The sequence below is a fragment of the Haloarcula amylovorans genome (genome assembly GCF_004681185.1).
In the GTDB taxonomy this organism is placed as follows: domain Archaea; phylum Halobacteriota; class Halobacteria; order Halobacteriales; family Haloarculaceae; genus Haloarcula; species Haloarcula amylovorans.
Map to the genome: position 1 here is coordinate 995,088 of NZ_SRIF01000002.1, position 25,559 is coordinate 1,020,646.

The window sequence follows — 25,559 nt, forward strand, 5'->3', positions numbered from 1 at the left end:
CGCTTTTGAGAGCGTGCCGACGAGGGAAGCCAAGCGATGACCGTTCGGTTGCCACTCCTCCCGTGCTGGCTGCGATGGAGCGCCGTCGCCCTCGTCGGCGGGTTCATCTTTACACCTCGATCATTGCCGGGCCACCCGGGACGGCAATAGACCGCTTCCGACTGCTATTCTTGCCTCTAGATAAGTGGCGGCACCTCGTCGCATACGCGGTACTCGCCGGAACGCTGGTCTATGCGACCGACGACTGGTTACTGGAGCGACGGTGGACCGTACTGGCTGTCGTCTTCGCCACCGTCCTGTACGGGATCGGTATCGAGGTCGGCCAGTCGTTCCTCCCGAGTCGGTACTTCTCGCTCGGCGACGCCCTCGCGAACATCGTGGGCGCACTGCTGGTCGCGCCGTGGTATCTGCTCCGGCGATACGTTACCTTCGCCGGCGTGCAGTCGTGGCTTCGACGGTTCCGACCCTCATAGCGGCCACTGGCACGACGTGTCGGCCGACTACCATCTGATGCCCGCCAGCTGAAGACACAGGATGGCGGTGGCCAGAACGAGGAGCGCAAGCCCGGCCAGCGGCGCCCCTACGAGCAGGCTCTCTGTTTCGAGCGCGTCGGTCACGGCAAAGAGACCGAGGCCGAAGACCAGCATCGGCATTCGGAGGGCGAGCGCGTCTCCGAAGGACGACGACACGACTGGTTGGTGTCGAAATCCCCCATAACGGTTGGCTACGGAGAGTCCGGACTGTTCGTACTCGTCCGTGGGTCAGTTAGGAACCGAGCCACCGGACGACCGCACCGGCCAGCAGAACGAGTGCACCGGCGATGAACGTGCCGGGAATCGGGAGCACGAACAAGAGCGCGCCGAACACGAGCACGAGAGTGGATGCTTTCATTCCGACCACAGCTTCGGGCGGGTGACGGGTACACCTTATGGCCGGACCGTCACCGGTTTGGCGGTGCCGAACCCAGCCCTTGATATGTCAGACGACCTCGCGTGGGAGACGCTCGCAGCCGAGACCGCGTACGCCTGTCCGGGTTTCGACGTGGTTCACGAAGACGTTCGCCTCCCCGACGGGAGCGAGACCGACTTCGACTTCCTGCGGGAGGGCGACAGCGTCGTGATACTGCCGTTCACCGACGACGGCGACGTGGTCGTCATCGAAGAGTGGCGACAGGCCGTCCACCGGCTCAACCGCGGCCTTCCGGCCGGGAGCATGGAAGGCCACGACGACGAACCCGCGGCGGCCGTCGACCGGGAGCTCCGCGAGGAGACCGGGTACGAAGCCGACTCGGTGTCCCACCTCTACACCGCCGAACCGGCCAACGGCTACGCCGACTCCGTCTTTCATTACTTCGTCGCCGAAGGCTGTGAACCGAGCGCCGAACAGGACCTCGACTTCAACGAGTCCATCCGTGTCGAGACGACGGCATTCGAGGAGTTAGTCGAGAGCGTTCGGTCGGGAGACTTCCGAGACGGGCGCTCGGCGGTCGGTATCATGTACTACGCGCTGTTCGAGGGATAGCTAGCCCAAGAGTTATTGAGTTGTAATAGTTACTGAGTAACCATGGCGACGGCAGTCAAGGTCGACGAGGACGCCAAAGCGCAACTCGAAGAGTTACAGGCTGAGATTCGACTGAAGGTCGGCAAGAAAGTTACACAGCAAGAACTGCTCTCACGGCTCATCGACGACGCCTACGAGTCCCGCGAGGCGGTCATCGATTCGTTCCGGGAGACGACGGTTCCGCTGAGTGAGGAAGAGAAGGAAGCGATGCGAGAAGGTCGGTTCAGTTCTGGCGTTGAGACGGACGAAGAAGACATCGACGACATCCTCTACGGATGAGCGTGTTGCTCGATACCGGTGTCGTCTACGCCGACCACGATACGGACGCATCGCGGCACGAACCCGCGAGCCGAGCGCTCGAAGTAGTGTTCGACGGAAAATATGGACAGCCGTACGTCAGCGAGTACGTTTACGACGAGGCGGTAACGCTAACGTTCAAGCGGAGCGGTTCCACCGAGGCAGCCAAGCGACTCGGACGACGGCTCCGAGGCGCGGGGTCGTTTCCAGCAGTGTACGAGATGCTCCACGTCTCACCGTCGTTGTTCGCCGCTGCTATCGACGTGTTCGAGCAGTACGACGACCAGCGGCTGAGCTTTACCGACGCGACTCTTGTCTCGCAATGCAAACGTAACGACATCGATGCGATTCTCAGTTTCGACGACGACTTCGACGGCCTCGTCGAGCGTCTCGACCCCGCGGACGTATAGCCGCGGAACACAACCCTTAGGCGCGCGCCCCGCCCACGACGGACAATGACCAACTTCGAGGTCCGCGCCTACGACGCCGCGGGTCGGCTGGGCGAACTGACCGTCCCGCGGGCCGGCGTTACCGTCGAGACGCCGACCATCCTCCCTGTGGTGAACCCGCACGTCCAGACGGTCGAGCCGTCGACGCTCGAATCGGAGTTCGGCGCGGAGATTCTCATCACGAACAGCTACATCCTCCACGGCTCGGAGGACTTACGCGACCCCGCGCTGGACCGCGGACTCCACGACCTGCTGGATTTCTCGGGGGCGATCATGACCGACTCTGGGTCCTTCCAGCTCTCGGAGTACGGCGAGATCGACGTGACGACCGAGGAGATTCTGCAGTTCCAACGCGATATCGGGAGCGACATCGGAACGCCCGTGGACATCCCGACGCCACCGGACGTAGACCGCGAACAGGCTGAATCCGAACTAGCGACCACGCAGGACCGACTCGAACGGGCAGTCGACGCGGACACCGGCGAGATGCTCGTCACCGCGCCGGTCCAGGGATCGACGTATCCCGATCTGCGCGAACGGGCCGCGAAAGACGCCAAATCGACGGGACTGGACGTGTTCCCGCTCGGTGCGGTCGTCCCGCTGATGAACGAGTACCGCTACGCCGACCTCGCGGACGTGGTCGCCGCCTGCAAACGGGGCCTCGGCGAGTCCGGGCCGGTCCACCTCTTCGGCGCGGGCCACCCGATGATGTTCGCCATGGCCGCCGCGCTGGGCTGTGACCTCTTCGATTCGGCGGCATACGCGCTGTACGCCCGCGACGACCGCTACCTGACCGTCCGTGGCACCGAGCACCTCGACGATATGGAGTACTTTCCGTGTCAGTGTCCGGTCTGTACCGACCACACGCCCGCGGAACTCGCCGGGATGGCCGAGAAAGTCCGCGGCGAGCTGCTGGCCCGCCACAACCTCTATGTCACGTACGGCGAGATACGGACCGTCCGGCAGGCCATCCGCTCCGGAACGCTGCTGGAACTGGTCGACACCCGCGCCCGCGGCCACCCGACGATGCTCGATGGCTACCGCGCGCTACTTGACCACGCCGAACAACTCGAACGCACCGACCGCGTCTCGAAGGGGACGTTCTTCTACACGTCCGCCGAGAGCGCACGACGGCCGGAGGTCCTGCGCCACCACGAGCGTCTCGACCGCTTCGACATCGAGGGCGACGAGGTGTTGCTGACCGAGGGCGGGTCCAACGACCGCTACGACGAGACGTGGGGGGTTCGCCCGCCGTTCGGTCCCTACCCGCGAGAACTCGGCGACACCTATCCGCTGACCGCCGAGGTCCCCGACCGAATGGACCGAGCGGCCCACGAGGCGGCGGCCGATGGCGTCACCCGCTTCGTCGAGTTGCATCCCGACGTGTCATTCACGCTGGTTCACGACGACTGGGCGGCGACGGCGCTAGAACGGGTTCCAGAGCGGGTCCGGTTGCGGGATTTGCACGCGCGAGAGTAGCGAGGGGCGCGAACGAAGTGAGCGGCCCTCGAAAGCGAACGAGGAGCGAAGCGACTCGTGAGCAGTAGCGAGAGGCGAACGGAGCGCAATCCTCGGAACCAGGAAAAGCGAACGGCCGAACCTTTGTATACATCGCGTACATCGTATACAGCATGGGAACGATATCGGCCCGTGTCCCGGATGACCTCGAAGCGGAACTAGAGGAGTACCTCGAAGCGGAGAACATAGAGCGGAGTACGGCCGTCCGGAAACTCCTCACGGAAGGACTGGGCGAATGGCGACGAGAGCGCGCACTGTCTCTGTTAGACGAAGGGAGAGTTACCCTTTCCCGGGCCGCCGAGATAGCCGACACGACGGTCTGGGAGTTTCGACAGCTAGCTGCAGAGCGTGATGTCTCGTGGGTTGACGACGACCGACTGAGCGACGATATCGACGATATCTGATGTTCGTCTTCGATGCGACGCCGCTCATCACGCTAGCTAAGAGTGACCATCTCGATATCGTCACTTCCCTCGACGAGATGTGCCTCGTCCCGGAGCGCGTACACGCCGAAGTCGTCGAAGACGGACTTGCGGCTGGCTACCCCGACGCCCGCCGAGTGCGGCGGGCAATCGACGACGGTGACCTCACCGTCCGCGCCTGTGAAGAGAGTCCACTATTCGACGAAGCCGACGAGATACCGAACCTCTCGGAAGCCGACGTGGCCGTACTGGCACTCGCTGCGGAACTCGATGCGACGGCCGTGATGGACGAAACCGCCGGGCGTGCGGTCGCGGAGACGGAGAACATCCGGACGCGAGGGACCGCGTATCTCGTTCTCAGACTCGTCCGTGACGGAGCGGTCACTGCAGACGACGGTCGGGAACTCATCGACGACCTGCTAGACGCTGGTTGGTACTGTTCGCCCGACTTGTACGCGAAACTTCTCCGGAAACTGGAGACGCTCGACGACGCCGAATAGGCGAGAAGTACGACACCGAGCCGCGGCGTACTTCACTGTCGACACCCACGCTCGACACATGAAGAAGTCACTCGACGAACACGCGGACCGCTTCTCCGACCACGCCGCCGACTACGACGAAAGTCAGAACTCCCCCGAGTACCGTGCCTGTGCGGACCTCGTCGTGGCCCACGCCAACCCCCAACCCGACGACGTAGTGCTGGATTTGGGAACCGGTACGGGGGCGATCGCTTTCGGCGTTGCCGAGACCGCCGAGTCGGTCGTCGGTCGGGACATCAGCGATGGAATGCTCGAACAGGCCCGCGAGAAAGCCGACGCACAGGGCATCGAGAACGTCGAGTTCGGCGAGGGGCGCTTTCGCGACCCCGGATTCGAGGGGAACGTCGATATCGTCACCTCGAACTTCGCCATGCACCATCTGGCCGACGACGAGAAGCGCGAGGCCATCGACGCCATCGCGGCCCTCGAACCGCGCCGCATCGTGCTGGGCGACGTAATGTTCTTCGACGAGCCGAACCCCGAGGACCCGTTCTACAGCCCCGAGGTGGACGACCCCGCGACGGTCGGAATGCTGGCTGACGCCTTTACCGACGCCGGTTACGCCATCACGGCCGTCGAAATGGTCTCCGACCAGGTCGGTGTGCTGGTGGCCGAACAGCTGGACTGAGTCTCGCCCCACTCTTGGGAACTGCTCCGAACCCACCCTGGCAAGTGCCTGCCCCGAACTTTTCCGCCCGATACCCGAACTACATCTGGGTACGATAGTAGCCACTGAAACCCTCGTACGTGCGTTCGGGCGGTAGTTCTCGGCGAGTGCGGGCTTTCGGTCGCTCCTGTCGTCCCGGGCAGTCTATGGAACGAAACGACATCGATTCGGACGGTAGTCCGGCGAAGGCGGCGACGTCGATCTGGCTCGACACGTCGTCGCCGACGACCTACGACCAACTGGAGCGCGACCTCTCGGTCGATACCGTCGTCGTCGGCGGCGGTATCGCCGGCGTTACGACGGCGGCGAGACTCAAGAAGGCCGGGCAGTCCGTCGCGGTCGTCGACCGCGAGCGCATCTTGACCGGCACGACGGGCCATACGACGGCGAAGCTCACCTCGTTACACGGGTTACGGTACGACCACCTGCTCGAACACTTCGGCGAGGCGAAGGCCCGACAGTACGCCGAGGCGAACCAGGCGGCCATCGACGAGGTGGAGGCGACCGTCGAGGCGCGCGACATCGACTGCGAGTTCGAGCGGACCCCCGCCTACACGTACGCGACATCGCGCGACGGCCGCAGAGAGGTCCGGGACGAGGTCGACGCCGCGAGGCGTGTGGGGCTCCCGGCCACCTACACGGAATCGACGCCGTTGCCCTACGACGTGAAAGCGGCCGTTCGCTTCGACGAACAGGCCCGGTTCGACCCCCGGAAATACCTGCTCGCTCTCGCTCGGGACATCCCGGGCGACGGGAGCTACGTCTTCGAGAACACGAAGGCCCTCGACGTCGACGACGGGGACCCGTGCCGCGTTCAGACGGAGTACGGCGACTTGCTCGCCAATGACGTGGTGATGGCCACCAACTTCCCGTTCGTCGACCGCGCGCTCTACTTCAGCCGCCTGTATCCGAAACGCTCCTACGTCGTCGCGGCGCGACTGCGCGACGACCCCGTCGAGGGGATGTACTATCACTCCGAAGAACCGTACTTCTCGGTGCGCCCCCGTCCCGGCGGCGACGAGTCGATGGTGCTCGTCGGCGGGCAGAACCACCAGACAGGGCAGGGCGGTAGCACCGAAGAGCGGTACCGGGCGCTCGAACGGCAGGCCCGCGAGCGCTTCGATGTCGAGTCCATCGAGTACCGCTGGTCGACGCAGGACTACGTCTCCGTCGACAAGGTCCCCTTCGTCGGCCCGCACACGCCCCGTTCGACCCACGTCTACGTCGCGACGGGGTTCGGCGGGTGGGGGCTAACCAACGGCGTCGCCGCCGGTCGCCTGCTCGCCGACCTCGTCCTCGGTCGGGAGCCACCGTGGAGGGACGTCTACGACCCGAATCGGCTGCAGATGGGGGCGTCGCTGCGAGCGTTTCTCCACTACAACGCCGACTCGATGCGACACTTCGTCGGGGACCGCCTCGACCCGTCGCCAGCCGAGAAGGTCGATTCGTTGGGCCGAGGCGAGGGGACCGTCATCAGGGACGACGGGACGCCGGTAGGCGTCTCCCGGGACGCGGACGGCGAGTTACACGCCGTCTCCGCTCGCTGTACCCATCTGGGCTGTCTCGTCGAGTGGAACGACGGGGAGCGCTCGTGGGACTGCCCGTGTCACGGCTCTCGCTTCGACTGCGACGGCGACGTCCTCGACACGCCAGCCGTCGACCGACTCGACGCGGTCGACCTCGACGACGTATCGCTGTCGGGCGACGAGTCGGCTACGTGAGGACGCCTCACTCGTACACTTCGCCGAAGACGTTTCGGGACCCGAGCCACGTTCCCAGCGACAACCCGTAGACGACGTGGCCGGCGTGGAACACCAGGTTCTCGTCGTGTTCGAGGGACTCGTCCAGCAGGTACGGGAGGAGCACGCGCGCGCCGAACACGGACATGAGGGCACTGTAGACGGTTCCGGTGACGAGTCCGGCGCGTATCCGGTCGTTCTCACCGTCGAACTCGAACAGGTTGAACCCGACTCCGAAGATGCCGCCGCCGACGGCTCCGTAGAGGAAGTGTAGCAGTAGCCCTTCCCAGAAGTACGCCTCAGCGTCCTCACTCCCCACGTACTTCGCCCAGAACTCGGCGGTCGGGGGCAACGACCGGAAGATCGGAAGCCGGTACAGCGTCATAACCGCCGTGCCGATGAGTCCGCCCTTGACTCCCAGCGACACCGTACGACGTAGCGTCGTCTCTTGCGGTCGGCTCGTCGACTCGTCCGTTTCTCTGCCCGAATCAGTTCGGGTGAGTCGTGGTATCTTCATTCTCACACGGCGGCTACTCACGGACGTGATATGAGTATGCGGCCAGCGTGGGCAGGGGCGGTCAGCGTCGCGTTTCTAGCCGCGTCCCGTCCCGCGGGCAGTAGCCGAACTCGGCGGCTTCCGTCTGGAACCCACACTGTGGGCACTGTTTGACTCGCCGGTCGGACTCGTCCTCGCTGAGGCCGCGGAACAGGAACGGGACGAACGGGAGAAACAGGAAGACGAACAGGCTGTCGAAGTACCACCACAGCGCGGCGGTGACGAACAGACTCACGAGGAGACCGACGAGCGCCGTGGCGGTTCGAGAGCCGACCATAGTCGCCGTTGCCGACCGAGGGTGAAAACGTCACGGACCGCAGTCGTCTCGCCCTTCCGAGCGAACGTCTCGGCGGCGACCGTCGGTTCCCGCGTCTTCGTCGAGGAGGCGGCGCTCGGCCGCTCGGTACTCCTCGGCGAACGCTGACAGCGCCTCGCGGACCGATTCGTCCTCGAAGTCGGTACTCACTGTCTCTTCGGCCGTGGCGCTCCGGAACTGGCCGCTGATGCTGATTTTCATAGCTCCGGTTTCGGGCGCGATGGGAATTACTCTTGTCCGGTCGCTCGCAGCGATTCAGGCCCAAAGGCAAGATAGTTGGTCGCGCGTGGCCGACGCCTTTGCATGACCGACTACTTCGAGGTCCACGAGCGCGACGGGGCCGCGCGACTGGGCGAGTTACGCCTCGCCGAGTCCGTGACGACGCCGGCGCTGGTGGACGACGTGGACGCGACCACGCCGGGCGACGTCCACGCCGTTCTCGCCGACGCGGGCGGGCTCTGGGCCGAGGCTCAGGAGACGCCCGAGGGCGACGATTCGCAGGTGACGATACTCCCCCATCGAGGGCTACCCGCCGGGACGCCCGACGAGGTCGAGGACGCATTCGCCGGTTCCTACCCCGACGTGGGGTTCCCGAGCGCCGCTGTCGTCTCGCCGCGGACCGCGACCGACCACGGCAGCGACGCGTACGTCCTCTCCGGCGCACCGGGCTACGTCGGCCACGCGGCGGCGTTCGTCGACGCGGTGACGACTACTCGCGAGAGCACGCCCGCCGACACCGCGCTGTATCTCCCCGGCGTCGCCACGCCGCGAAACGTCGCCACGCTCGTCTACGCGGGCGTGGACCTCGTGGACCCGGACCGCGCCGTGATTCGCGGGACGGAGGGCCGCTATCTCACGACCGACGAGGCGTACTTCCTCGAAGACCTAGCGGAACTCCCGTGTTCGTGTCCCGCCTGTCAGGTGCCCCGCGAGGAGTTCACCCGCGAGGACTGCGTCGAACACAACGTCAACGCGCTGGCGGCCGAACTCCGGCGGGTCCGCCGCCGGGTCCGAGACGGCCGCCTGCGAGACTACGTCGAGGGACAGGCCCGGCAGGACAACTGGCTGACGGCGGTAGTCCGCCGACTCGATCAGGGGTACGGCTACGTCGAGGAGCGCACGCCGCTCATTCGCCGCGCGCAGCTCTCGGCGGCCACCGAGGACGCCATCCGCCGCGTCGAGATCCAGCGCTTCGCCCAGCGAGTTACCGAGCGCTACGTCCCGCGATTCGACGACCGGCCGCTGGTTCTCGTCCCCTGTTCGGCTCGCAAACCGTACAGCGACTCACAGAGCCACAAGCAGTACCACGATGCCGTCCACTGGCGCGCTCACATGGTGTCGATGACCTCCCCCATCGGCGTCGTCCCACAGGAACTCGAACTCACCTATCCCGCTCAGCACTACGATTCGGTGGTGACGGGCCGGTGGAGCGCCAACGAGATCGAGTTCGTTGCCAGCGTCCTCGAACGCTACCTCGAAGACGCCGACTACCCCGAGATAATCGCGCACGTCCCCGGCGAGGGCTACCGCGATATCTGCGAACGCGTCGAAGAATCGCTCGGTCTGGACTTCACGTACACCGTTCGCGACCACCCGACGACGGCCGATTCGCTCGGAAATCTCGCCGCCGAACTCGAAGGCTGGGACACCTATCAGAAGTCCACCCGCGAGGCGAACACAATCCGGGCCGTCGCCGACTACCAGTTCGGCGAGGGGGCCGGCGACGAACTGTTCGGCGACATCGGCACACAGGGGCGCTACCCGCAACTGCGCGTCGACGACGAAGACGGCGAGCAGCTGGCGGCGCTCGCACAGCAGTACGGCGTCCTCTCGTTTACCACCGCGGGCGCGCGCCGCTGGGTCGAGAGCGACGTGCCGACCAAGACGGTGGAAATCGAACCGTTCGTCCCCCACGGTTCGGTGCTCGCGCCGGGCATCGTCGACGCCAGCGACGACATCCGCATCGGCGACGACGTGGTGGTACGGGGCGACGCCGCCTTCGGCGTCGGCCGCGCGGAGATGAGCGGCCCCGAGATGCAGTCTTCGACGCGCGGGATCGCTGTCCAGATGCGCCACGTCGAGGAGCGGTAGGCGGCTCCTTCCTCTCGCCGTCGCGGGCGTCGCCGCCGTATCGTCACCCAACTACTGCCGTGTCACCCTCTTCGACCGCCTCGGGGTCGGGTTCGGTGATGCGAACCCGCTCGATTCGCGCGCTGTCGACCGCTTCGACGGCCAACTCGATACCGTCGTAGGTGAACGTCTCGCCCGTCTCGACCAGCCGTCCGGCGCAGTTGAAAACGACTCCTGCGACCGTCTCGAACTCCTCGCCGTCCGGTACGTCGATGCCGACGGCGTCGTTGACTGTCTCCACGTCGACCGTCCCGTCGACCACCGCCGTTCGCTCGTCTACGACCTCGATAGGCGGGTCCTCGTCCCCGTCGAGAATTTCGCCGACGACCGATTCGGCGATGTCCTCTATCGTGACGATGCCCTCGGTCGTGCCGAACTCGTCGATTACCACGACCTGTTCGACGCGCCGGTCGCGCATCTCGTGGAACAGGTCGTCGACGTGTTTGCTCTCAGGGACGTGGAGCGTCTCCTCGACGTACGGATCGAGCGAGTCGCCGTCGACCGTCTCGCCGCCTGTGTTGTTGCCGTAGCGGTCGCCGACGAGGTCCCCGAGTTCGACGACGCCACAGACGGCGTCGAGGTCCCTCTCGTACACCGGGAGGCGGGCGTGCCCGCTCTCGACACAGGCGACGATAGCCTCGTCGACGGTCGCCGTTCGGGAGACGGCGGTGACGTCGAGTCGAGGGGTCATCACCTCCTTTGCGATGGTGTCCTCGAAGCGGAAGACGCGCTGGAGCATCTCGCGTTCGTCGGCTCCGATGACGCCCTCGTTCTCGCCGGTCCGTATCAGTTCCCGGATCTCGTCGCGGGTCACGTACGACGTCTCGATGGCGGTGCCGCCGCCGCTGACGCTGTTGACGATGCGAGTCAGCGTATCGAACGTGACGACCAGCGGGTACAACATGTACCCCGTGAGCTTGAGCGGGCGGCCGACGGTCAGCGCCCACGACTCGGTGTTCTCGATGGCGTAAGACTTCGGGGCGCTCTCGCCGAACAGCAGGACGACCGCCGTGACGCCGAACGTCGCCGCCAGCACTGCCTGGCCTTGCCCGAGATACATCGCGAGCAAGCCGGTCGCGAGCGAGGACATGGCGATGTTGACGAGGTTGTTCCCGACGAGTATCGTCACCAGCAATCGGTGGGGGTCGGCCGTCAGTGACTTCACCGTCTCCGCGCCGGCGACGCCGTCCTCGACGAGCGCGTCGATGCGGTGGTGAGCCAGCGAAAACATCGCAATCTCTGCCGACGAGAAGAACCCCGATAGCACCAGCAACACGAGGAGCGCGCCGACGCCAGCGACGGCCGCGAGATCGGTCGGGAGATCGACGATGGCTCCCGGGACGCCGCTCGACACGAACCCTTCCATGGCGTCAGTCGCTTACCGAGTCGGCGTCGGCTGGGGGCTCGAACCCGTCGTCGCTCGCGGACGTGCCGGAGACGGCCGGCTCCGTCTCGTCGTCGGGGAAGTAACACGCCGCCCGGTGGTCCGCGTCGCCGGCTTCCTCGAGGCCCGGTTCGGCCTCCCGACACTCCTCTGTGGCCTTCGGACAGCGGGGTGCGAAGGCGCACCCGGATGGGAGGTCGACTGGATCCGGCGGTTCGCCGTCGAGGAGGACGCGGGTACGGTCGGCCGTCGGGTCCTTCTCCGGGGCCGCCGACAGCAACGACGTCGTATAGGGATGTTTTGGCCGGTTCGCGATGCGGTCGACGTCGCCCTTCTCGACGATCCGACCGAGATACATGATGGCGAGTCGGTCCGAGACCTGCACCAGACTGGCGAGGTCGTGGGAGATGTAGACGATGCCGATGTCCTCGGTGTCAGCCAGTCCCCGCAAGAGGTTCAGCAAGTTGACCTTCAGCGAGACGTCGAGCATCGACGCCGGTTCGTCACAGATGAGGAAGTCGGGGTCGAGCACGAGCGCCTTGGCGACGGCGACGCGCTGACGCTGGCCGCCCGAGAGTTCGTGGGGGTACTGATCGAGGAACGTTTCGGCGGGGGTAAGTCCGACTTTCTCCAGCGTCTCGATGATGGCCTGTTCCCGCTCCTCGGTTCGGTAGTCGTGGATCGTCAACGGCTCGCCGACGAGTTTGCGGACGGTCTGACGGGGGTTGAGCGAGTCGAACGGATCCTGGAAGATGATCTGAACCTTCCGGCGGAACTCCTGTATGTTCCTGTTCTGATAGTACTCGTACGGCTCCCCGTCGAAGGTCATCTCGCCGCCGGTCGGTTCTTCGAGGAGCGCGATGGTCTCACCGAGCGTCGACTTCCCGCATCCGCTCTCCCCGGCGACGCCGAGGACCTCCGAGCGCCGAACCGACAGCGAGACGTCGTCGACGGCTTTCACGTAGTCGGGGTCTTCGCCGCGGAACTGGCTCAGGAGCGTCTGACTTTGCTCGTAGTACTTCTCCAGGCCATTGGTTTCGAGGACGACCTCACCGCGGTCTGTCTCCTCCGCGTCCGATTCGGGGATGTCCCACGTCGTCGGGTCGTCGGCGTCCCGGCGCATCTGGGCCGCTTCCTCGACGCGGTGACAGGCCGACCGGTGGTTCCGGTTGGGCAGGTCGACGAGGTCGGGATGCGATTCCCGACACTCCTCGGTGACGAACGGACACCGGTCCTGAAAGACGCAGGCCGTCGGTTCCCCGTTTAGGTTCGGCGGCGACCCGGGGATGGCGACCGGGTCTTCGTCCCCCTCGTCGATTTCGGGGAAGGAGTTCTTCAGTCCCATCGTGTAGGGGTTAGTAGGGTTGACGAGCACGTTGTCGACGCTGCCCTGTTCCATCACCTTCCCGCCATAGAGGATGGACAGCTCGTCGCAGGTCTCGGCGATGACGCCAATCTCGTGTGTGATGAGCAACAGCGAACTGTCCATTCGCTCCTGAATCTCCAGAATCTTGTCGATGATCTTGTCCTGGACGATGACGTCCAGCCCGGTGGTCGGTTCGTCGGCGATGATGAGGTCCGGTTCGAGGGCGAGTGCCATCGCGATAGTGACTCGCTGGCGCATCCCGCCGGAGAACTCGTGGGGGTAGTCGTCGACGCGGTCGGGGTCGAGACCGACCATCTCGAACAGTTCGCGGACGCGGTCGCGAGCCTTCGCGTCCGAGACGTTCCGGTGGGTGTGAATCGCCTGTGTGATCTGGTCGCCGGTGGACATCACCGGGTCGAGCGAGTCCATCGCGCTCTGGGGGATGTACGCGATGTCCTCCCAGAGGACGTCCCGGCGCTCTGCTTCCGAGAGTGACGTGAGGTCTCGTCCGTCGAACTCGACGGTGCCGCTCTCGACGGTCCCGTTACCCGGGAGCAGGCCCAATAGCGCTTCTGCGACGGTGGACTTGCCGGACCCGGACTCGCCGGCGAGCCCGTAGTTGACGCCCTCGTCGATGCTGAATGAGACGTCGTTGACGGCGTGGACTGTCTCGTCTTCGGTCGCGTACGTGACTTCGAGGTTTTCGACTTCGAGTAGGGTCATTGGTCGGTCTGGATTTCGGGGTTGATGACTTCCTCGTAGGAACGGCCGATGAGGAACACGGAGGTGGTTACTGCGGCGATACCGATGGCGGGCGGGAGCACCCACCACCACGCGATGCGCATGCTACCGGACTCGAACACCTGCCGGAGCATCCGGCCCCAGCTGGTCATCGTCGGGTCGCCGAAGCCGAGGAACGCGAGGCTGGCCTGTGCAGCGATGGCCCACGCGACGCCGTAGGCGGTGTAGAGGAAGCCGATGGGCAACACGTTCGGCGCGACGTGGTAGAACATCGTCCGCAGGTCGCTGGCACCGCTCGCCCGCGCGGACTTCACGAACGTCCGTTCGCGGACCGACAGCACCTCGGAGCGGACAACTCGTGCCGGCATCTTCCAGAGGAAACCGGCGATGATGGCCGTCATCAGCCAGACGCTCGGCGTCACGAACGTCAGCAACAGCAGCGCCATCGGCATGAACGGCAGGGAGAACGTCAAGTCCGTCAGCCGCATCAGGACCTCGTCTACCCAGCCGCCGTAGTAGCCGCTGACGAGGCCGACGAGGAAGCCGATCGCGCCGGTCCCCAGTCCACCGAACAGACCGACGATGAACGTTGGCCGCGCGCCGGCGAGGAACTGGCTCAGGACGTCTTTCCCGTAGGCCGTCGTCCCGAGCAGCGCGGCCCCGGTCGGGCCGGTGAGCCGGAGGACAGCGTCACCCTCGCCTCGGACGGTGAACTCGATGGGATCGTGCGGGGCCAGCATCGGCCCGAACAGGCCGATGAAGACGAACGCCGCGACGACGAGCATCCCGCCGAAGGCCAGTCGGTCCTGCCGCAGGAACGTGAACTGGTCGCGGACGACCGACCCGAGGTTATTCACACGCTTGTACAACTCCGCTTTGGGTTTCGTTTCGGTGCTCATGCTGCACTCCCGTTGGTCGAGACGGTCGGATCGAAGTACGCGTAGAGGATGTCGGCGGCGAGGTTCGCGATGATAACCGCAAGCGCCATGACGAACACGGCGGCCTGGACGAGCGGGTAGTCCTGTTGTTGAATTGCCAAGACGAGCTCGCGGCCGATACCCGGCCAGCCGAAGACCACTTCCAGCAGGATGAGGCCCTGGAATATCATCCCGAGACGGAGCGCGAAGTACGTCAGGATGGGCAGCATCGAATTTCGGCCCGCGCGAGCGAGTTGCTGCATCTCGGTGAGTCCCTTCGCGCGGTGGAGTTTGAGGAACTCCGAGCCGCGCTTCTCGATGACGCCGTTGCGAGCGAGGAGGAGGAAGTCACCGCTATAGTACAGCACCGCGATAGTGAACGGCAGGATGTAGTGATAGAGGAAGTCCAGCGAGGCGAACGTCTCGATGTACCCGTCGGGCGAGGCCGTCACCGACCGCATCCCGAAGGCTGGCAGCAGTTCCAGGTTGTACCCGAAGACGATGATGAAGAAGATGCCCGTGATGAACACCGGCGTCGACCGGAGGAACGTCGTCGAGATGATGCTGAACTTCTCGAAGAGGCTTCCTCGGTTCCAGCCCGCATACATCCCCAGCGCCGAACTAAGGACTGCGGTGGTCACCAGCGCCGGGACCAACAGGATGAGCGTGTTGACCAGTCGCGGTTCGAGAACCTCCCAGACTGGCCGGCTCCGCAGTATGGAGTAGCCGAACTCGAAGGTGAGGATGCTCCCCATGTAACTCACGTACTGCCGCCACAGCGGTTGGTCGAGGCCGTACATGGCCCGTATCTCGGTGATCTGCTGCTGGTTGAGGTTGCCCGAGGTGACGAGCGCCTCGAACGGACTGCCGGGGAGGAGGCGCAAGACGACGAAGATGACCGAGACGGCCACCAGCGTCAGCGCCACGGAGATGGCGAGGCGCTTCGCTAAGAACCGCTGGAACTTCGTCATCGGGCGTCCTCCCGGTTCGTGTCTGCGAGGGTCGCGAACTGTGCGTCTGTGTGGGCCGTCCCGCGGCCGTCGAGCAACGCGCTAGCGGGTCGGTCGACGGGCCGGTCGGCGCGTAGTTCAGTGTGTGACATTCTCTGTCTCTGTCTGTCTTGGGATCGGTTACTGTCTGTGTGCATCGTCGTCCTCACGAGAAGTCCGGTTGTCCGAGTTCCGAGCGTCGTCTGTGGGCGTTTCCGGGCTGGATTCGCTCGACGAACGCGGCCCACGCTTCGCCGTTGGGAAAGCGGAGGTTGTCGTCGCCGTCCCACGTGTAGCCGGCCTTCCGGAGGATGTCCTTCGCTCCATCGATATCGAAGTCGTACCCCGTCGTCTCGGCATGCCACTGCGTGACTTCCGAGATGGGGTTCTCGCCGTCAGGTGCCGTCGCCTGTCCCTGCAAGAGGTCTTCGGCGAATCCCTTCGAGTCGACTACCTTTGCCAGCGCCACGCGGAACTCCTTGTCCCGGACGAGCGGGCAGGAGAACATCAGTTTCGTATCCAGTGGCGCGAAGTTCGGGGTCGACATCTTTTCGATGTCGGCGCTGTTGGCCGCGCGGTCGGCCTGGATGTTCGAGAGCGTCGTCCCGATGGCGTCGATCTCGCCGCTCTGGAGCGACCCGATCATCGCGTCGATGTTGCCGACGTTTATCCAGACGACGCCGTCGATACCCGGGCCGCTCTCGGCCTGCTCGCCGAGCGCCTCGGCGCGCCAGTCGTCGTCGAACATCCAGTGGTCGTCGTTGCGCGAGACTTCGAAGCGCGTACCCTGTTCCCAGTTTTCGTATACGAAGGGGCCGGTTCCGACCGGCGGTTCGGGGTTGTGCCGCGACGGGTTCTCGACGTCCGCCCACCGGTGCTTCGGGATGATGACGCTACGGACCATCCGCTGAGTCATGAACGACGCGTCGGGGTCTTTCAGGTCGAACCGAACCTCGTGGTCGCCGAGCACCTCGACGGACTCGATGGGTTCGTAGAACGGCGTCTGACTGGTTGAGGACTGCTTCTTGTACAGTTCGACGGTGAACTTCACGTCCTCGGCGGTGAACGGTTCGCCGTCGTGCCACTCGACGCCCTCACGCAGGGAGAGTTCGACCGTCGTGTCGTCGACGAACCCGCCGCCGGTCGCCAGCGCGGGAACCACGTCGAGGTCCGGCGTCGCGTCGAAGAGGCCGTCGTAGACGAACGTGAGTCGTTTGGCCTCCGCGCCGCCGGCGGCCCACGGCAGGTTCAGCGAGTTCATCGACGTGGTGACGCCCTTGACGTAGGTCGCGTCGTCGGTCCGCGGCTGGAGGTTGACCTCGCTCCAGACGAAGGAGTCCTTCGTCGGGCCGTTGCCGGGCGTCTCGACGTAGCCGTCCCACTTTTCGGTGTTGACGGCCGTGATGACGTCCGGGAACAGCGTGATGAGCGCGCCGACGTCTTCGGCGAATAGCTCTTGTGCCCGGTCGACGAGCCTCTCGCGTTTCTCCCGCTCGGTCGTCTGTGCCTGTTCTACCAGAATCTCCTGGAGATTGGGGTGATAGTAGTTATCGTAGTTCGAGAGGCTCCCCTTCGTCCGGCGCATCAACAGCGGATTCGGGTCGAGCCCGCGCTGTGGGTCCGGGCCGTGGGTGCTCATCGAGAGGACTGCTTCGAGCCCCTTCGTCGCCCAACTCTGGGCGTACAACTGGTTCAACGGCCGGTCGTTGAGGTCGACGTCGATACCGACGTCGTTGAGCCCGCGCTGGACCATCAGCGCGTGTTCGCGCATCCACGGGTCGTCCTCGCTGGAGAACTCGACGGGGAGCGGGTCGAGGACCGCCCCCGCCGACGCGCTGTAATCGAGCGGTGGCGAGTCGGCGTCGATGGTCTCCCAGTTGCGCCAGTACTGCGTTTCGACTGTCTGGGGGGCGTCCCCGGGGACTTCCGGCGTGAGACTCTCGCCCCCGCCGCCGCTGTCACCTCCACAGCCCGCGAGTGCGCCCGTCCCGAGCGTCGCCGCAGTCGCAGCGATGTACCCGCGGCGGGTCAGTTCTCGACCGGTTCCGCTGGCGTATTCATCATCATCTTTCGGCTCCATCTCGCTCCCATCTTGCGGGCTATCTGGAATCGTTTTACTCCCTATGGGGCTCGATAGCTATCGTTCTTTAAGTCGGGGCGAAAATATCTGGGCCGACAAGTCACTCACTGACGCGTCTGTCCGATTACTCCTCGCGGGGACCATAGATGAGTTCCAGAAGCGTGCGCTCGGCGGTCCGCAATCGCTCGCTGACCGTCGACTGTGCGACATCGAGTTCCTCGGCTAGGTCCGTCGCCGACGTCTCCCGGGGCACGTCGAAGTAGCCGTGGTTGTACGCCGTCTCCAGTATCGCCAACTGGTCGTCGGTGAGCTTCGAGACGAGCACCTCCGTCAGACGCCCGCTATCGAGGGGTTCGCCGGGTTCCTCGTTCTGCGTGACCGACAGCAACTCGAACTCTCCGAGCGTCGCCTGCACCTCGTCGGCCAAGGAGCGAAACTGGTCCCAGTCCCGCGTCGTCGTCACGACTTCGAACTCGTCGTTCTGGAGGACGATGCGGTTCGGAATGGCTTCCTGGCGCAACACCAGTCCGAGGATGAACGGGTACGACTCGTTTGCGAGGACGGTCAGCCGCTGGATGTCCACGTCCGCCGAAGCGGTTGGTATCTCGCTGGTGTGAAACAGCGAGACGCCGGAGATGTCCGCGACGAGCGACTCGGGGTCGAACGGGTCGTTCGACGCGATGGTCAGCGACTCGATCCACGTCCCGTCCTCGACGTAGAACGCGTTGTCGAGCTCGATGCTCCGGACGGCCGGGAGTCGCTCGGCTAGTTTCGCCATCACGCCCGTCGGCATCGTCGTGAACTCGACGCGTAGCACAGTCTCCCTGTCGGCAAGAATCCGGTCGCCCATATAGGTGTCACGGCTACTGCTCAGGCTACCAGCGGCCAGTAGACGAGCCAGGAGACGGCGACGACGGCGAGCGAGAGCCCCATCGTCAGAAGCCCGAAAGCGGCGACATCGCGGTGAGACAGCGGCCCCCGATCCATCGAAACCAGCACCGCCGTCGTGTTGAACGGGAGAAGTGTCGTAGACCCGACGACGAGCAACACCGCGAGCGCGAGGAAGAGGCGGTCGACACCGAAGATGCCGCCGAACTCCAACACGATAGGCAACGCGACGACGATGGCCGCAGAGCCCGTCGAGAACAGGACGCGGACGCCGACGGCGATACCTAACAACGCGGCGACGACCTGCCAGTGAGCCAACGCCGCGAACGGAACGTACCGCGTGAGGAGGTCGACGATGACTTCGATGGCCCCCGTCGTCTCCATGACGTGCAGAATCGACAGCATCGCACCGATGAGAAAGATGACGCCCCAGTTAATCTCCGCGATGTCCTCGGCCGTGACGATGCCGACGTGGGGGAACGAGAGCGCGGCGACGGCGGCGGCGGCCGGAAGCACCGTCGGGACGCCGACGAACGACCCGAGAATCCAACTCACTACCGCGCCGGCCACCACCGCGCCGACGAGACGCTGGTCGCGCGTCAGTGACTCGGTCCCGTCGCCATCCGCCGCCAGCGGTGCGTCCGCGGCCGATTCCTCGGTCGCGGTCGCCGTTCCGCCGACGGCGGTGAACACGCCGGCGGTGACGGCCGCGAGCACGTAGAGCAGGACTGTCGGCGGGACCATCAACACGGCCCACTCCACCCACGTCACTGTCCGCACCGACCGATTGACGATCTCCGACGTGACGAGTGCCATCCCGCCACCGGTCATCAGCGCCATCGACGCGATGGGATTGACGTGGCCCAAGAGGAGAAAGGCCGTTCGCTCGAACTCGCTGCCGTCTTCCAGTCCGAACCCCGACGCGAGTCGCTCGACGACGGGGATGAACGTTATCGCCCGCGCCATGGCCGAGGGCATCACTAGCGCCAGCACGAGGACGCTCCCGGCGACCGAGCGAAGCGCCCGACGGGGCGTGCTCTCCGCCGAGAGGAGGCGGCGCGCTAACTCCCTGTCCAGGCCGACGTCGGAGATGGCGTTGCCGAGCAACAGGAGCAACAGGAGGAAGAACACGAGCGTCGAGGCGTACCCGCTCGCTGCCGCGGCGAACGAATCGACGGTCCCGAGTGCGAACAGTAACGTCACGCTGAGGACGCTGGAGACGACGTACGGGACCGGTCTCGTCAACCAGAGGGCCAGCGCGGCCGCGAACACCGACAGGACGCGCTGGACCGCGACGGATAGGTCGGCTGGCGGGGACAGCGTTGTGCCTGCGAGGAGGACGACGGCAGCCGTCAGCAACCCGACGGCCTGCGGGGAGGGAAGCCACCCGAACCGCGTCTCGACGAGGAAGCCGTCTTCCATTACCCTCGTCCTCGCCGGTAGCGGGGAAGTATCTGATGAAGCGCTCGCTCCGCGTCGGGACGCGGTGACCGTCTCACTTATCCGCGGGTACCGCCTCTCTTCGGTATGACTCGAACGGGGACACGACGACAACTGCCCGCGATCGCGTTCGCCGTCGTCCTCCTGGTCACTTCGTTGCTCCCGGCACCGGAGAGCGTTGGCGGACAGGTCCCGGCGCTGCTCGGTATCCCGCTGGATAAGTGGGTTCACGCGTTCGGCTACGGGGTCCTCACAGGATTGCTCGCGTGGGGACGGACCGCCCGGAAGGTAACTGCCGTCGCCGCCCTCGCCGGCGTCGCCGTCACCTTCGGCGCTGGCATCGAACTCCTGCAAGGGCTGGTCCCGTCTAGAGGGACGAGCAGGCTGGACTTCGTCGCTAACGTCATCGGAGCCGTCCTCGCCGGTCTCGCTTGGCTGTGGTACGGGCGGTGACCCGTCACTCGGCCGACGGTGCCGCCGTGAGTGCTCGGTCCAGTCGATACTGTGGACCTATTCACGAAAGTATCATCTACGAGTCTCCTGTAGCCCGCGTGCCGCGCCCAAATGCGGCGCTCCCCGCAACAGTACCATATTTGATATCTGGGGCGTGCGCTTATAGGAGATACGTCTCCTCGTATCAGTCCATATATGTCGAGGATACTGAACCCCAATCGTGGTCGAAAGCACGTGCCTTGGCTGTTCGTCGGTTTCGGTGGCCTCGTACTTCTCTCGCAGTTCGCAGTCCAACTCGCTTCCGATGGCATGGACCAACTCTACACGGTGCAAAATCTCTCTGTGTACGCGTTCAGTTCTCTACTCGCTGGAATCGTGATCGTCGTTGGTCTGCTCTTGCGGCGGGCCGCCACCAGCCCCGCTCGTTACCCCCGAGTCGCCCTTTGGTGTCTCGGTACTGCCGCGATACTCCTCGCTATCAACGTCCCGCTGATACTGGTCACGCCCGGCCTGAACACGTCGCAAGCCGTCGGTTGGGCACACGGTGTCTTCACCACCGGAGCGGCGGGTGGAGCCGTCATCGGATTCATCGAAGCGCGGGCCATCGAACAGGCGCAGGCCGCCGAACGTGCCAGAGTCAGAGCGGCCGCCACCGAAGCGGAACGGGAACGACTCGATTACCTCAACAGCCTCCTCCGTCACGAGGTGCTGAACAACGCACAGGTCATCGTCGGCCGGGCCGAGTTGATCCGTGACGGACACGACGAAGACATCGAAACTCACTTGCGAGCGATTCAGAGCCAGAGTGAGGATATGACCCGTGTAATCGACGACGTGCGGACGCTCATCAAGGCGTTCCGAGACGACAGTTCGCTCGACGAGATCGACCTCTCCGCCCTTCTCAAAGCCGAGCTTGCAGACTTGCGAGCGACGTACGATTCAGTAGAGGTGACGGGAGATATCCACGAGGGCGTGTTCGTTCTCGGCGACGAGATGATGCGACGCATCTTCAGTAACCTCCTGTCGAACGCCGTCGAACACAACGATAGCGGCGTCCCCCACATCGAGATAACTGTCGAGCAGACGCCCGAAACCGTCGCCGTCCGCGTCGCCGACAACGGTCCGGGAATCTCGACGGCGGAACGTGCGACCCTCTTCGAACGAAACGAGAACGGCAACCATCAGGTCGGACTCTTCCTCGTGAGCGTGCTGGTCGAGCGGTACAACGGAACCATCGAACTCACCGAGACCGGTCCGGACGGAAGTGTATTCACAGTCGAGTTTCCGTCTATCGATACGACAATCGAGTCAGATATTCAGGCAACGGTCGAGACAGCACAGATTGTCGCATACTCTTCTCTGTAGCCGACGCTGGAAACGGATCTATTCCTGAAGGTAACTACAGCCGCACTCAGTCAGCCCTATTTCGCTCCCAGTTCGTCGAGCGCTCGCCGAGGGATTCCGTCGTTCCAGGCTGGATGTGAGCCACCGTAACGACAGCGAGCATCGACCCGAAACTGAGACAGAGCAGTCCCAGTGCGATAGCAATCTCGAACAGCGGTTCACTTGCGGATGAGAGTAGCGAATACATCGGCGACGAGTATAGCCTCTACTCCCTCGGTTAGCGTCGGAACGGACATTCCTTTCGGTATTGGTATAATTGTGGATTCTTTACGTTTTAGCATGACAGACGATTTCTGATAGGTCGTATTCACGCTATACTGCGGTTGACAGGTGTATTTATGGCACATCTACGACCGGCATGAGCGTTCGAAATCAGCTGCCGAGTCGACCAATGATTAGAAATCCAATATTAGATGCTGGTCGATAGCGAGCGGTCGAAGCGGATTTACGCGCCCGTCGGCTACCCCGGCACAATGAGCAAGCCCAGTCCCGACGTCTACGAGCAGGGCAAGGGCATGGACGCCCACAACTCGGTGATGCGCGAGGTGCGCTCGCGCAACGACTCGACGTACGACCCGCGCGAACCGACTCGCGTCTGGTTAGACGAGGACAACACGCCGAGTGGGGTGTACCAGAGCCTGACCATCATCTTGAACACCGGCGGCTGCCGGTGGGCGCGCGCCGGTGGCTGTACGATGTGCGGGTACGTCGCCGAGTCCGTCGAGGGCGGCAGCGTCGCCCACGAGGACCTCATGGCCCAGATTCAGCACTGTCTGGACCACGAGGCCGAGAACGCGGACGGGAAGTCGGGTCTCATCAAGATTTATACCTCGGGGAGTTTCCTCGACGAGCGCGAAGTCCCCGCCGAGACGCGACAGGCCATCGCTTCTGAGTTCGCTGACCGGGAGCGCATCGTCGTCGAGTCCCTGCCCGATTTCGTCGAGGAAGAGCGAGTCGCCGACTTCGTCGACGTCGGCCTCGACACCGACGTGGCCGTCGGCCTCGAAACCGCGACGGACCGCGTGCGCCACGACAGCGTGAACAAGTACTTCGACTTCGCGGACTTCGAGGCCGCCTGCGCCGCGGCACAGGACGCCGGAGCCGGCATCAAGGCGTACCTCCTGATGAAGCCGCCGTTCCTCTCCGAATCCGAAGCCGTCGAGGATATGAAGCGCTCCGTCAGGAACTGCGCCGCCGTCGACGGCTGTCACACCGTCTCGATGAACCCCTGTAACGTCCAACGGTACACGATGGTCGAGGAACTGTACCACGACGGTGGCTACCGCCCGCCGTGGCTCTGGTCGGTCGCCGAGGTGCTCGAAGCGACCGCCGACGAGGACGTCATCGTCGTCTCGGACCCCGTCGGCCACGGCAGCGACCGCGGCCCACACAACTGCGGGGACTGTGACGACCGCGTCCAGCGCGCGATCAAGGACTTCGACCTGCGGCAGGACCCGAGCGTCTTCGAGCAAGTCGACTGCGACTGCGAAGCGACGTGGGACGCCGTGCTGGAGCGCGAACGGAGCTACTCGCTCCCGCTGGCTCGATAGCGAACTCCCTCAGTATCGTCAATACCGCCCTCAGAGCGTGGCGTCGGGCGTGTGCTTCTCGCGCATCCGTTCGGCTTCACTCGCGTAGCGGTCGCGTGTCTCCTCGTCGTCGACGCTCCCGAGGTTGCCCGGCTCGACCAGCATCGAGACTGGCGTCTCACGGTGGTCGCCGGTGTAGGAGGTCAACGCCCGCTCTTTGCGGAAGTCGCGCTCGCCGTCCGGCGTCGCGTAGGTCAAGATGATGAGATTCTGCTCGTCGTCCGAGTAGGTCCGTTCGACCAGCCAGACCCGGACTGTGTCCGCTGTTTCGCTCGCTTCGTCTGTCTGCATACCAGATAGTACGTCGCAGCGATGAATGAGTCTGGCGGCGGCTCTCACGCACCGAGAATATCTCTTTCACTTTCACTCCGGTAGGGTGGTGCTTTTACCTCTCCGGTTCCATAGGATGTTCTAGGGGCCGCGGAACCTGTCACACGCTCCACTGGCCCCATCCTATCCTTTGCTCACCGCCGGAGACGGCAGAAGACAGATACCGGCCCGGAGTCACTACTCCGTCATGCGACGCCTGTTTGCCGTTCTCGCCCTCCTCGGAGCTGTCGGTCTCTTCGCCTTGTTCGCCGCCCTCGGTGGCGGTTTCGGTCCGTTCCAGCAACCGCCGGCGGTACAGGTCGCCGAGAACGAACCGACCGAGGACGTGCTGTATCCGTTTCGCCACCGCGATCAGTCAGGGGCGGTGAGCTACGTCCACGTCGGCGAACGGGCTGACGGGAGTCCAAAGCCAATCGCTGTGACGATCTTGAACGACGGTCCCGAACGCGAGTTGCCTCTCTCGGTCCGCCATTCTCCGACAAACGAGACAGTGTACGAACGGATGGTCTCCATGCCCGCCAACGCCACCGTCGTCATCGTGTTCCACCGGCCGTCGGATTACGTGGTGACAGTGACGACGGCGAGAGGGACGAGCGATATTCCGGTCCGAGGAGACGAGTTCGACTGTAACGACCAGACCTACGGCGTCGCCGTCGAACCCGACGGGCAGACCGGCGTGACCCACATCGGGACGACGATTGGATGTAGCGGTTAGTCGGCGAAACCCTGCAAAACCGGTTCGCCGTCGGTACGACCGAGGTCTTCGAGCGACGCTCGTTCGGGGTGGGGCATCATCACGGCGACGTGGTCGGACTCGCCGGTGATGCCCGCAACGGCGTGTTTCGAGCCGTTGGGATTGGCTTCCGAAGTGACGTTACCCTCGGCGTCGCAGTACTTGAAGAGGATACGGTCGTCGGCTTCGAGTTCGTCGAGTCGCTCGTCGTCGATCTCGTAGCGGCCTTCGCCGTGGGCGATGGGCAGTTCGACGACGTCGCCTTCCTCGTAGTGGCGGGTCCACGGCGTGTCGGCGTTTTCGACGCGGAGGTGGACGTGTTCGCACTGGAAGCGCGCGCTCTCGTTGGTCGTGAACACGCCGGGGGTGAGCGCGGACTCACAGCCAATCTGCGCGCCGTTGCAGACGCCGAGTACGGGCGTCCCCTCGTCGGCGGCCTCGCGGACCTCTTCCATGATGGGCGAGCGAGCGGCCATCGCACCGGCCCGGAGGTAGTCGCCGTAGGAGAACCCGCCGGGGAGCATGATGCCGTCGACGTCCGCGGGCAGTCCGTCCTCGTGCCAGACGAGTTCGGCGTCGAATCCCAGCGACTCCAGCGCTTGCACAGAGTCACGGTCGCAGTTCGACCCACCGAACTGAATCACTGCAATCGTCATTCGGCCTGTTCGACCTCCACGTCGTAGTCGTGGATAGTCGGGTTCGCCAGCAGGCGCTCGGCCATCTCCTCGGCGCGCTCGGCCGCTCCGGCGGCGTCCTCTGCGTCTAAGTCGATCTCGAATCGGTCGGCCGAGCGCAGGTCGTCGAGTTCGAACCCGAGGCGTTCGAGTTGGCGCTGGGTGGTCTCGGCCTCCGGGTCGAGGACCCCGTGTTTCAGCCGAACGGTGACGGTGGCGGTGAAGGCAGTCATTACTCGGTGGCGGGCGTGCGGCGGAGAAAACGCTTGTGTTCTGGGGCAGCGCGAGACCATCGGTCTCGCGCTATGGCGAACGGCGACTGCGTCGCCGTGAGCAGCGCGTGGTCGCGGGTTATCTGCTGGTTCCGCTCACCTCCGC

At 64.6% G+C, this 25,559-nt stretch carries 31 protein-coding genes; 14 read left to right on the forward strand and 17 right to left on the reverse strand.

Going from position 1 to position 25,559, the window contains the following annotated elements:
* Nucleotides 1–170: 170 nt before the first annotated feature.
* On the forward strand, nt 171–473 hold the full coding sequence (locus E4S61_RS12295; RefSeq protein WP_245180710.1) for a VanZ family protein: 303 nt from the start codon (nt 171–173) through the stop codon (nt 471–473).
* A 27-nt stretch (nt 474–500) separates the two neighbouring features.
* Here E4S61_RS12295 and E4S61_RS12300 read toward each other — a convergent pair whose 3' ends face one another.
* Together E4S61_RS12300 and E4S61_RS26520 are read right to left on the reverse strand one after the other, a co-directional pair.
* Nucleotides 501–689: a hypothetical protein gene (locus E4S61_RS12300; protein WP_135304228.1), complete on the reverse strand. Its 189-nt coding sequence runs from the start codon at nt 687–689 to the stop codon at nt 501–503.
* Between the two features lie 76 nt (nt 690–765).
* Nucleotides 766–891 carry a hypothetical protein gene (locus tag E4S61_RS26520; protein WP_280663805.1) on the reverse strand — a complete coding sequence of 42 codons (126 nt, stop codon included), beginning with the start codon at nt 889–891 and terminating at the stop codon, nt 766–768.
* A gap of 84 nt (nt 892–975) precedes the next feature.
* Here E4S61_RS26520 and E4S61_RS12305 point away from each other — a divergent pair, with 84 nt between their 5' ends.
* The 8 genes from E4S61_RS12305 (at nt 976) to E4S61_RS12340 (ending at nt 7,173) form a co-directional block, all read left to right on the forward strand.
* Nucleotides 976–1,521, forward strand: a complete 546-nt coding sequence (locus E4S61_RS12305; protein WP_135304229.1) for an NUDIX hydrolase — start codon at nt 976–978, stop codon at nt 1,519–1,521.
* Between the two features lie 42 nt (nt 1,522–1,563).
* Nucleotides 1,564–1,839 (forward strand): hypothetical protein, encoded by a 276-nt coding sequence (locus tag E4S61_RS12310; RefSeq protein WP_135304230.1) that lies wholly within the window; start codon nt 1,564–1,566, stop codon nt 1,837–1,839.
* The gene (locus E4S61_RS12315) at nt 1,836–2,267 is read left to right on the forward strand and encodes a type II toxin-antitoxin system VapC family toxin (RefSeq protein WP_135304231.1); all 432 of its coding nucleotides are present in this window, start codon (nt 1,836–1,838) and stop codon (nt 2,265–2,267) included. Before E4S61_RS12310 ends, E4S61_RS12315 begins: the two co-directional genes overlap by 4 nt.
* Before the next feature lie 45 nt (nt 2,268–2,312).
* Nucleotides 2,313–3,785 (forward strand): tRNA guanosine(15) transglycosylase TgtA, encoded by a 1,473-nt coding sequence (tgtA, locus tag E4S61_RS12320; protein ID WP_135304232.1) that lies wholly within the window; start codon nt 2,313–2,315, stop codon nt 3,783–3,785.
* A 152-nt stretch (nt 3,786–3,937) separates the two neighbouring features.
* Nucleotides 3,938–4,228 (forward strand): UPF0175 family protein, encoded by a 291-nt coding sequence (locus E4S61_RS12325; RefSeq protein ID WP_135304233.1) that lies wholly within the window; start codon nt 3,938–3,940, stop codon nt 4,226–4,228.
* Nucleotides 4,228–4,746: a DUF3368 domain-containing protein gene (locus E4S61_RS12330; protein WP_135304234.1), complete on the forward strand. Its 519-nt coding sequence runs from the start codon at nt 4,228–4,230 to the stop codon at nt 4,744–4,746. The genes E4S61_RS12325 and E4S61_RS12330 overlap by 1 nt, the downstream gene beginning before the upstream one ends.
* Before the next feature lie 58 nt (nt 4,747–4,804).
* Nucleotides 4,805–5,413 carry a class I SAM-dependent methyltransferase gene (locus E4S61_RS12335; protein ID WP_135304235.1) on the forward strand — a complete coding sequence of 203 codons (609 nt, stop codon included), beginning with the start codon at nt 4,805–4,807 and terminating at the stop codon, nt 5,411–5,413.
* Between the two features lie 185 nt (nt 5,414–5,598).
* On the forward strand, nt 5,599–7,173 hold the full coding sequence (locus E4S61_RS12340; RefSeq protein WP_135304236.1) for an FAD-dependent oxidoreductase: 1,575 nt from the start codon (nt 5,599–5,601) through the stop codon (nt 7,171–7,173).
* A gap of 7 nt (nt 7,174–7,180) precedes the next feature.
* Here E4S61_RS12340 and E4S61_RS12345 read toward each other — a convergent pair whose 3' ends face one another.
* The 3 genes from E4S61_RS12345 to E4S61_RS12355 all read right to left on the reverse strand — a co-directional run bounded on the left by E4S61_RS12345 (nt 7,181) and on the right by E4S61_RS12355 (nt 8,264).
* Entirely contained in the window at nt 7,181–7,708 is a 528-nt protein-coding gene (locus tag E4S61_RS12345) for a hypothetical protein (protein WP_135304237.1), read from the reverse strand.
* Nucleotides 7,709–7,769: 61 nt separating this feature from the next.
* Nucleotides 7,770–8,024 (reverse strand): hypothetical protein, encoded by a 255-nt coding sequence (locus E4S61_RS12350; RefSeq protein WP_135304238.1) that lies wholly within the window; start codon nt 8,022–8,024, stop codon nt 7,770–7,772.
* A 30-nt stretch (nt 8,025–8,054) separates the two neighbouring features.
* Entirely contained in the window at nt 8,055–8,264 is a 210-nt protein-coding gene (locus E4S61_RS12355; protein ID WP_135304239.1) for a ubiquitin family protein, read from the reverse strand.
* Nucleotides 8,265–8,366: 102 nt separating this feature from the next.
* On the opposite strand from E4S61_RS12355, the gene arcS reads away from it, so the two are divergent.
* Complete coding sequence (arcS, locus tag E4S61_RS12360) at nt 8,367–10,154, forward strand: archaeosine synthase subunit alpha (RefSeq protein ID WP_135304240.1); 1,788 nt, start codon at nt 8,367–8,369, stop codon at nt 10,152–10,154.
* 43 nt (nt 10,155–10,197) lie between these two features.
* Here arcS and E4S61_RS12365 read toward each other — a convergent pair whose 3' ends face one another.
* The 8 genes from E4S61_RS12365 to E4S61_RS12395 all read right to left on the reverse strand — a co-directional run bounded on the left by E4S61_RS12365 (nt 10,198) and on the right by E4S61_RS12395 (nt 19,980).
* Entirely contained in the window at nt 10,198–11,559 is a 1,362-nt protein-coding gene (locus tag E4S61_RS12365; RefSeq protein WP_135304241.1) for a hemolysin family protein, read from the reverse strand.
* A 4-nt stretch (nt 11,560–11,563) separates the two neighbouring features.
* Nucleotides 11,564–13,666: a dipeptide ABC transporter ATP-binding protein gene (locus E4S61_RS12370; protein WP_135304242.1), complete on the reverse strand. Its 2,103-nt coding sequence runs from the start codon at nt 13,664–13,666 to the stop codon at nt 11,564–11,566.
* Nucleotides 13,663–14,583 (reverse strand): ABC transporter permease, encoded by a 921-nt coding sequence (locus tag E4S61_RS12375; protein WP_135304243.1) that lies wholly within the window; start codon nt 14,581–14,583, stop codon nt 13,663–13,665. The genes E4S61_RS12370 and E4S61_RS12375 overlap by 4 nt, the downstream gene beginning before the upstream one ends.
* Nucleotides 14,580–15,572 carry an ABC transporter permease gene (locus tag E4S61_RS12380; protein ID WP_135304244.1) on the reverse strand — a complete coding sequence of 331 codons (993 nt, stop codon included), beginning with the start codon at nt 15,570–15,572 and terminating at the stop codon, nt 14,580–14,582. The genes E4S61_RS12375 and E4S61_RS12380 overlap by 4 nt, the downstream gene beginning before the upstream one ends.
* A complete protein-coding gene (locus E4S61_RS26525; RefSeq protein ID WP_280663806.1) occupies nt 15,569–15,703 on the reverse strand; it encodes a hypothetical protein in 135 nt (44 codons plus the stop codon). The genes E4S61_RS12380 and E4S61_RS26525 overlap by 4 nt, the downstream gene beginning before the upstream one ends.
* Before the next feature lie 53 nt (nt 15,704–15,756).
* Nucleotides 15,757–17,604: an ABC transporter substrate-binding protein gene (locus E4S61_RS12385; RefSeq protein ID WP_394346449.1), complete on the reverse strand. Its 1,848-nt coding sequence runs from the start codon at nt 17,602–17,604 to the stop codon at nt 15,757–15,759.
* Between the two features lie 190 nt (nt 17,605–17,794).
* Nucleotides 17,795–18,448 carry a helix-turn-helix domain-containing protein gene (locus E4S61_RS12390; RefSeq protein ID WP_135304698.1) on the reverse strand — a complete coding sequence of 218 codons (654 nt, stop codon included), beginning with the start codon at nt 18,446–18,448 and terminating at the stop codon, nt 17,795–17,797.
* Between the two features lie 92 nt (nt 18,449–18,540).
* Nucleotides 18,541–19,980 carry an SLC13 family permease gene (locus tag E4S61_RS12395; RefSeq protein ID WP_135304246.1) on the reverse strand — a complete coding sequence of 480 codons (1,440 nt, stop codon included), beginning with the start codon at nt 19,978–19,980 and terminating at the stop codon, nt 18,541–18,543.
* Between the two features lie 105 nt (nt 19,981–20,085).
* Here E4S61_RS12395 and E4S61_RS12400 point away from each other — a divergent pair, with 105 nt between their 5' ends.
* Nucleotides 20,086–20,451 (forward strand): VanZ family protein, encoded by a 366-nt coding sequence (locus E4S61_RS12400; protein WP_135304247.1) that lies wholly within the window; start codon nt 20,086–20,088, stop codon nt 20,449–20,451.
* Nucleotides 20,452–20,685: 234 nt separating this feature from the next.
* On the forward strand, nt 20,686–21,816 hold the full coding sequence (locus tag E4S61_RS12405; protein WP_167768489.1) for a sensor histidine kinase: 1,131 nt from the start codon (nt 20,686–20,688) through the stop codon (nt 21,814–21,816).
* Nucleotides 21,817–21,862: 46 nt separating this feature from the next.
* On the opposite strand, the gene E4S61_RS12410 is transcribed toward E4S61_RS12405, so the two are convergent.
* Entirely contained in the window at nt 21,863–22,042 is a 180-nt protein-coding gene (locus tag E4S61_RS12410; protein WP_135304249.1) for a hypothetical protein, read from the reverse strand.
* 286 nt (nt 22,043–22,328) lie between these two features.
* Between E4S61_RS12410 and E4S61_RS12415 the strand changes: the two genes are divergently transcribed.
* Nucleotides 22,329–23,405 carry an archaeosine biosynthesis radical SAM protein RaSEA gene (locus E4S61_RS12415; protein WP_135304699.1) on the forward strand — a complete coding sequence of 359 codons (1,077 nt, stop codon included), beginning with the start codon at nt 22,329–22,331 and terminating at the stop codon, nt 23,403–23,405.
* A 30-nt stretch (nt 23,406–23,435) separates the two neighbouring features.
* Here the strand turns inward: E4S61_RS12415 and E4S61_RS12420 are convergent, their stop codons facing one another.
* A complete protein-coding gene (locus E4S61_RS12420; protein ID WP_135304250.1) occupies nt 23,436–23,735 on the reverse strand; it encodes a hypothetical protein in 300 nt (99 codons plus the stop codon).
* A 226-nt stretch (nt 23,736–23,961) separates the two neighbouring features.
* Here E4S61_RS12420 and E4S61_RS12425 point away from each other — a divergent pair, with 226 nt between their 5' ends.
* Nucleotides 23,962–24,489, forward strand: a complete 528-nt coding sequence (locus E4S61_RS12425; protein WP_135304251.1) for a hypothetical protein — start codon at nt 23,962–23,964, stop codon at nt 24,487–24,489.
* On the opposite strand, the gene purQ is transcribed toward E4S61_RS12425, so the two are convergent.
* Both purQ and purS read right to left on the reverse strand, forming a co-directional pair.
* Nucleotides 24,486–25,163, reverse strand: coding sequence for a phosphoribosylformylglycinamidine synthase I (purQ, locus tag E4S61_RS12430; RefSeq protein ID WP_135304252.1), 678 nt, complete (start codon nt 25,161–25,163; stop codon nt 24,486–24,488). The two genes, E4S61_RS12425 and purQ, sit on opposite strands and share 4 nt — an antisense overlap.
* Nucleotides 25,160–25,414 carry a phosphoribosylformylglycinamidine synthase subunit PurS gene (gene purS / locus E4S61_RS12435; protein WP_135304253.1) on the reverse strand — a complete coding sequence of 85 codons (255 nt, stop codon included), beginning with the start codon at nt 25,412–25,414 and terminating at the stop codon, nt 25,160–25,162. Before purS ends, purQ begins: the two co-directional genes overlap by 4 nt.
* Between the last annotated feature and the right edge of the window lie 145 nt (nt 25,415–25,559).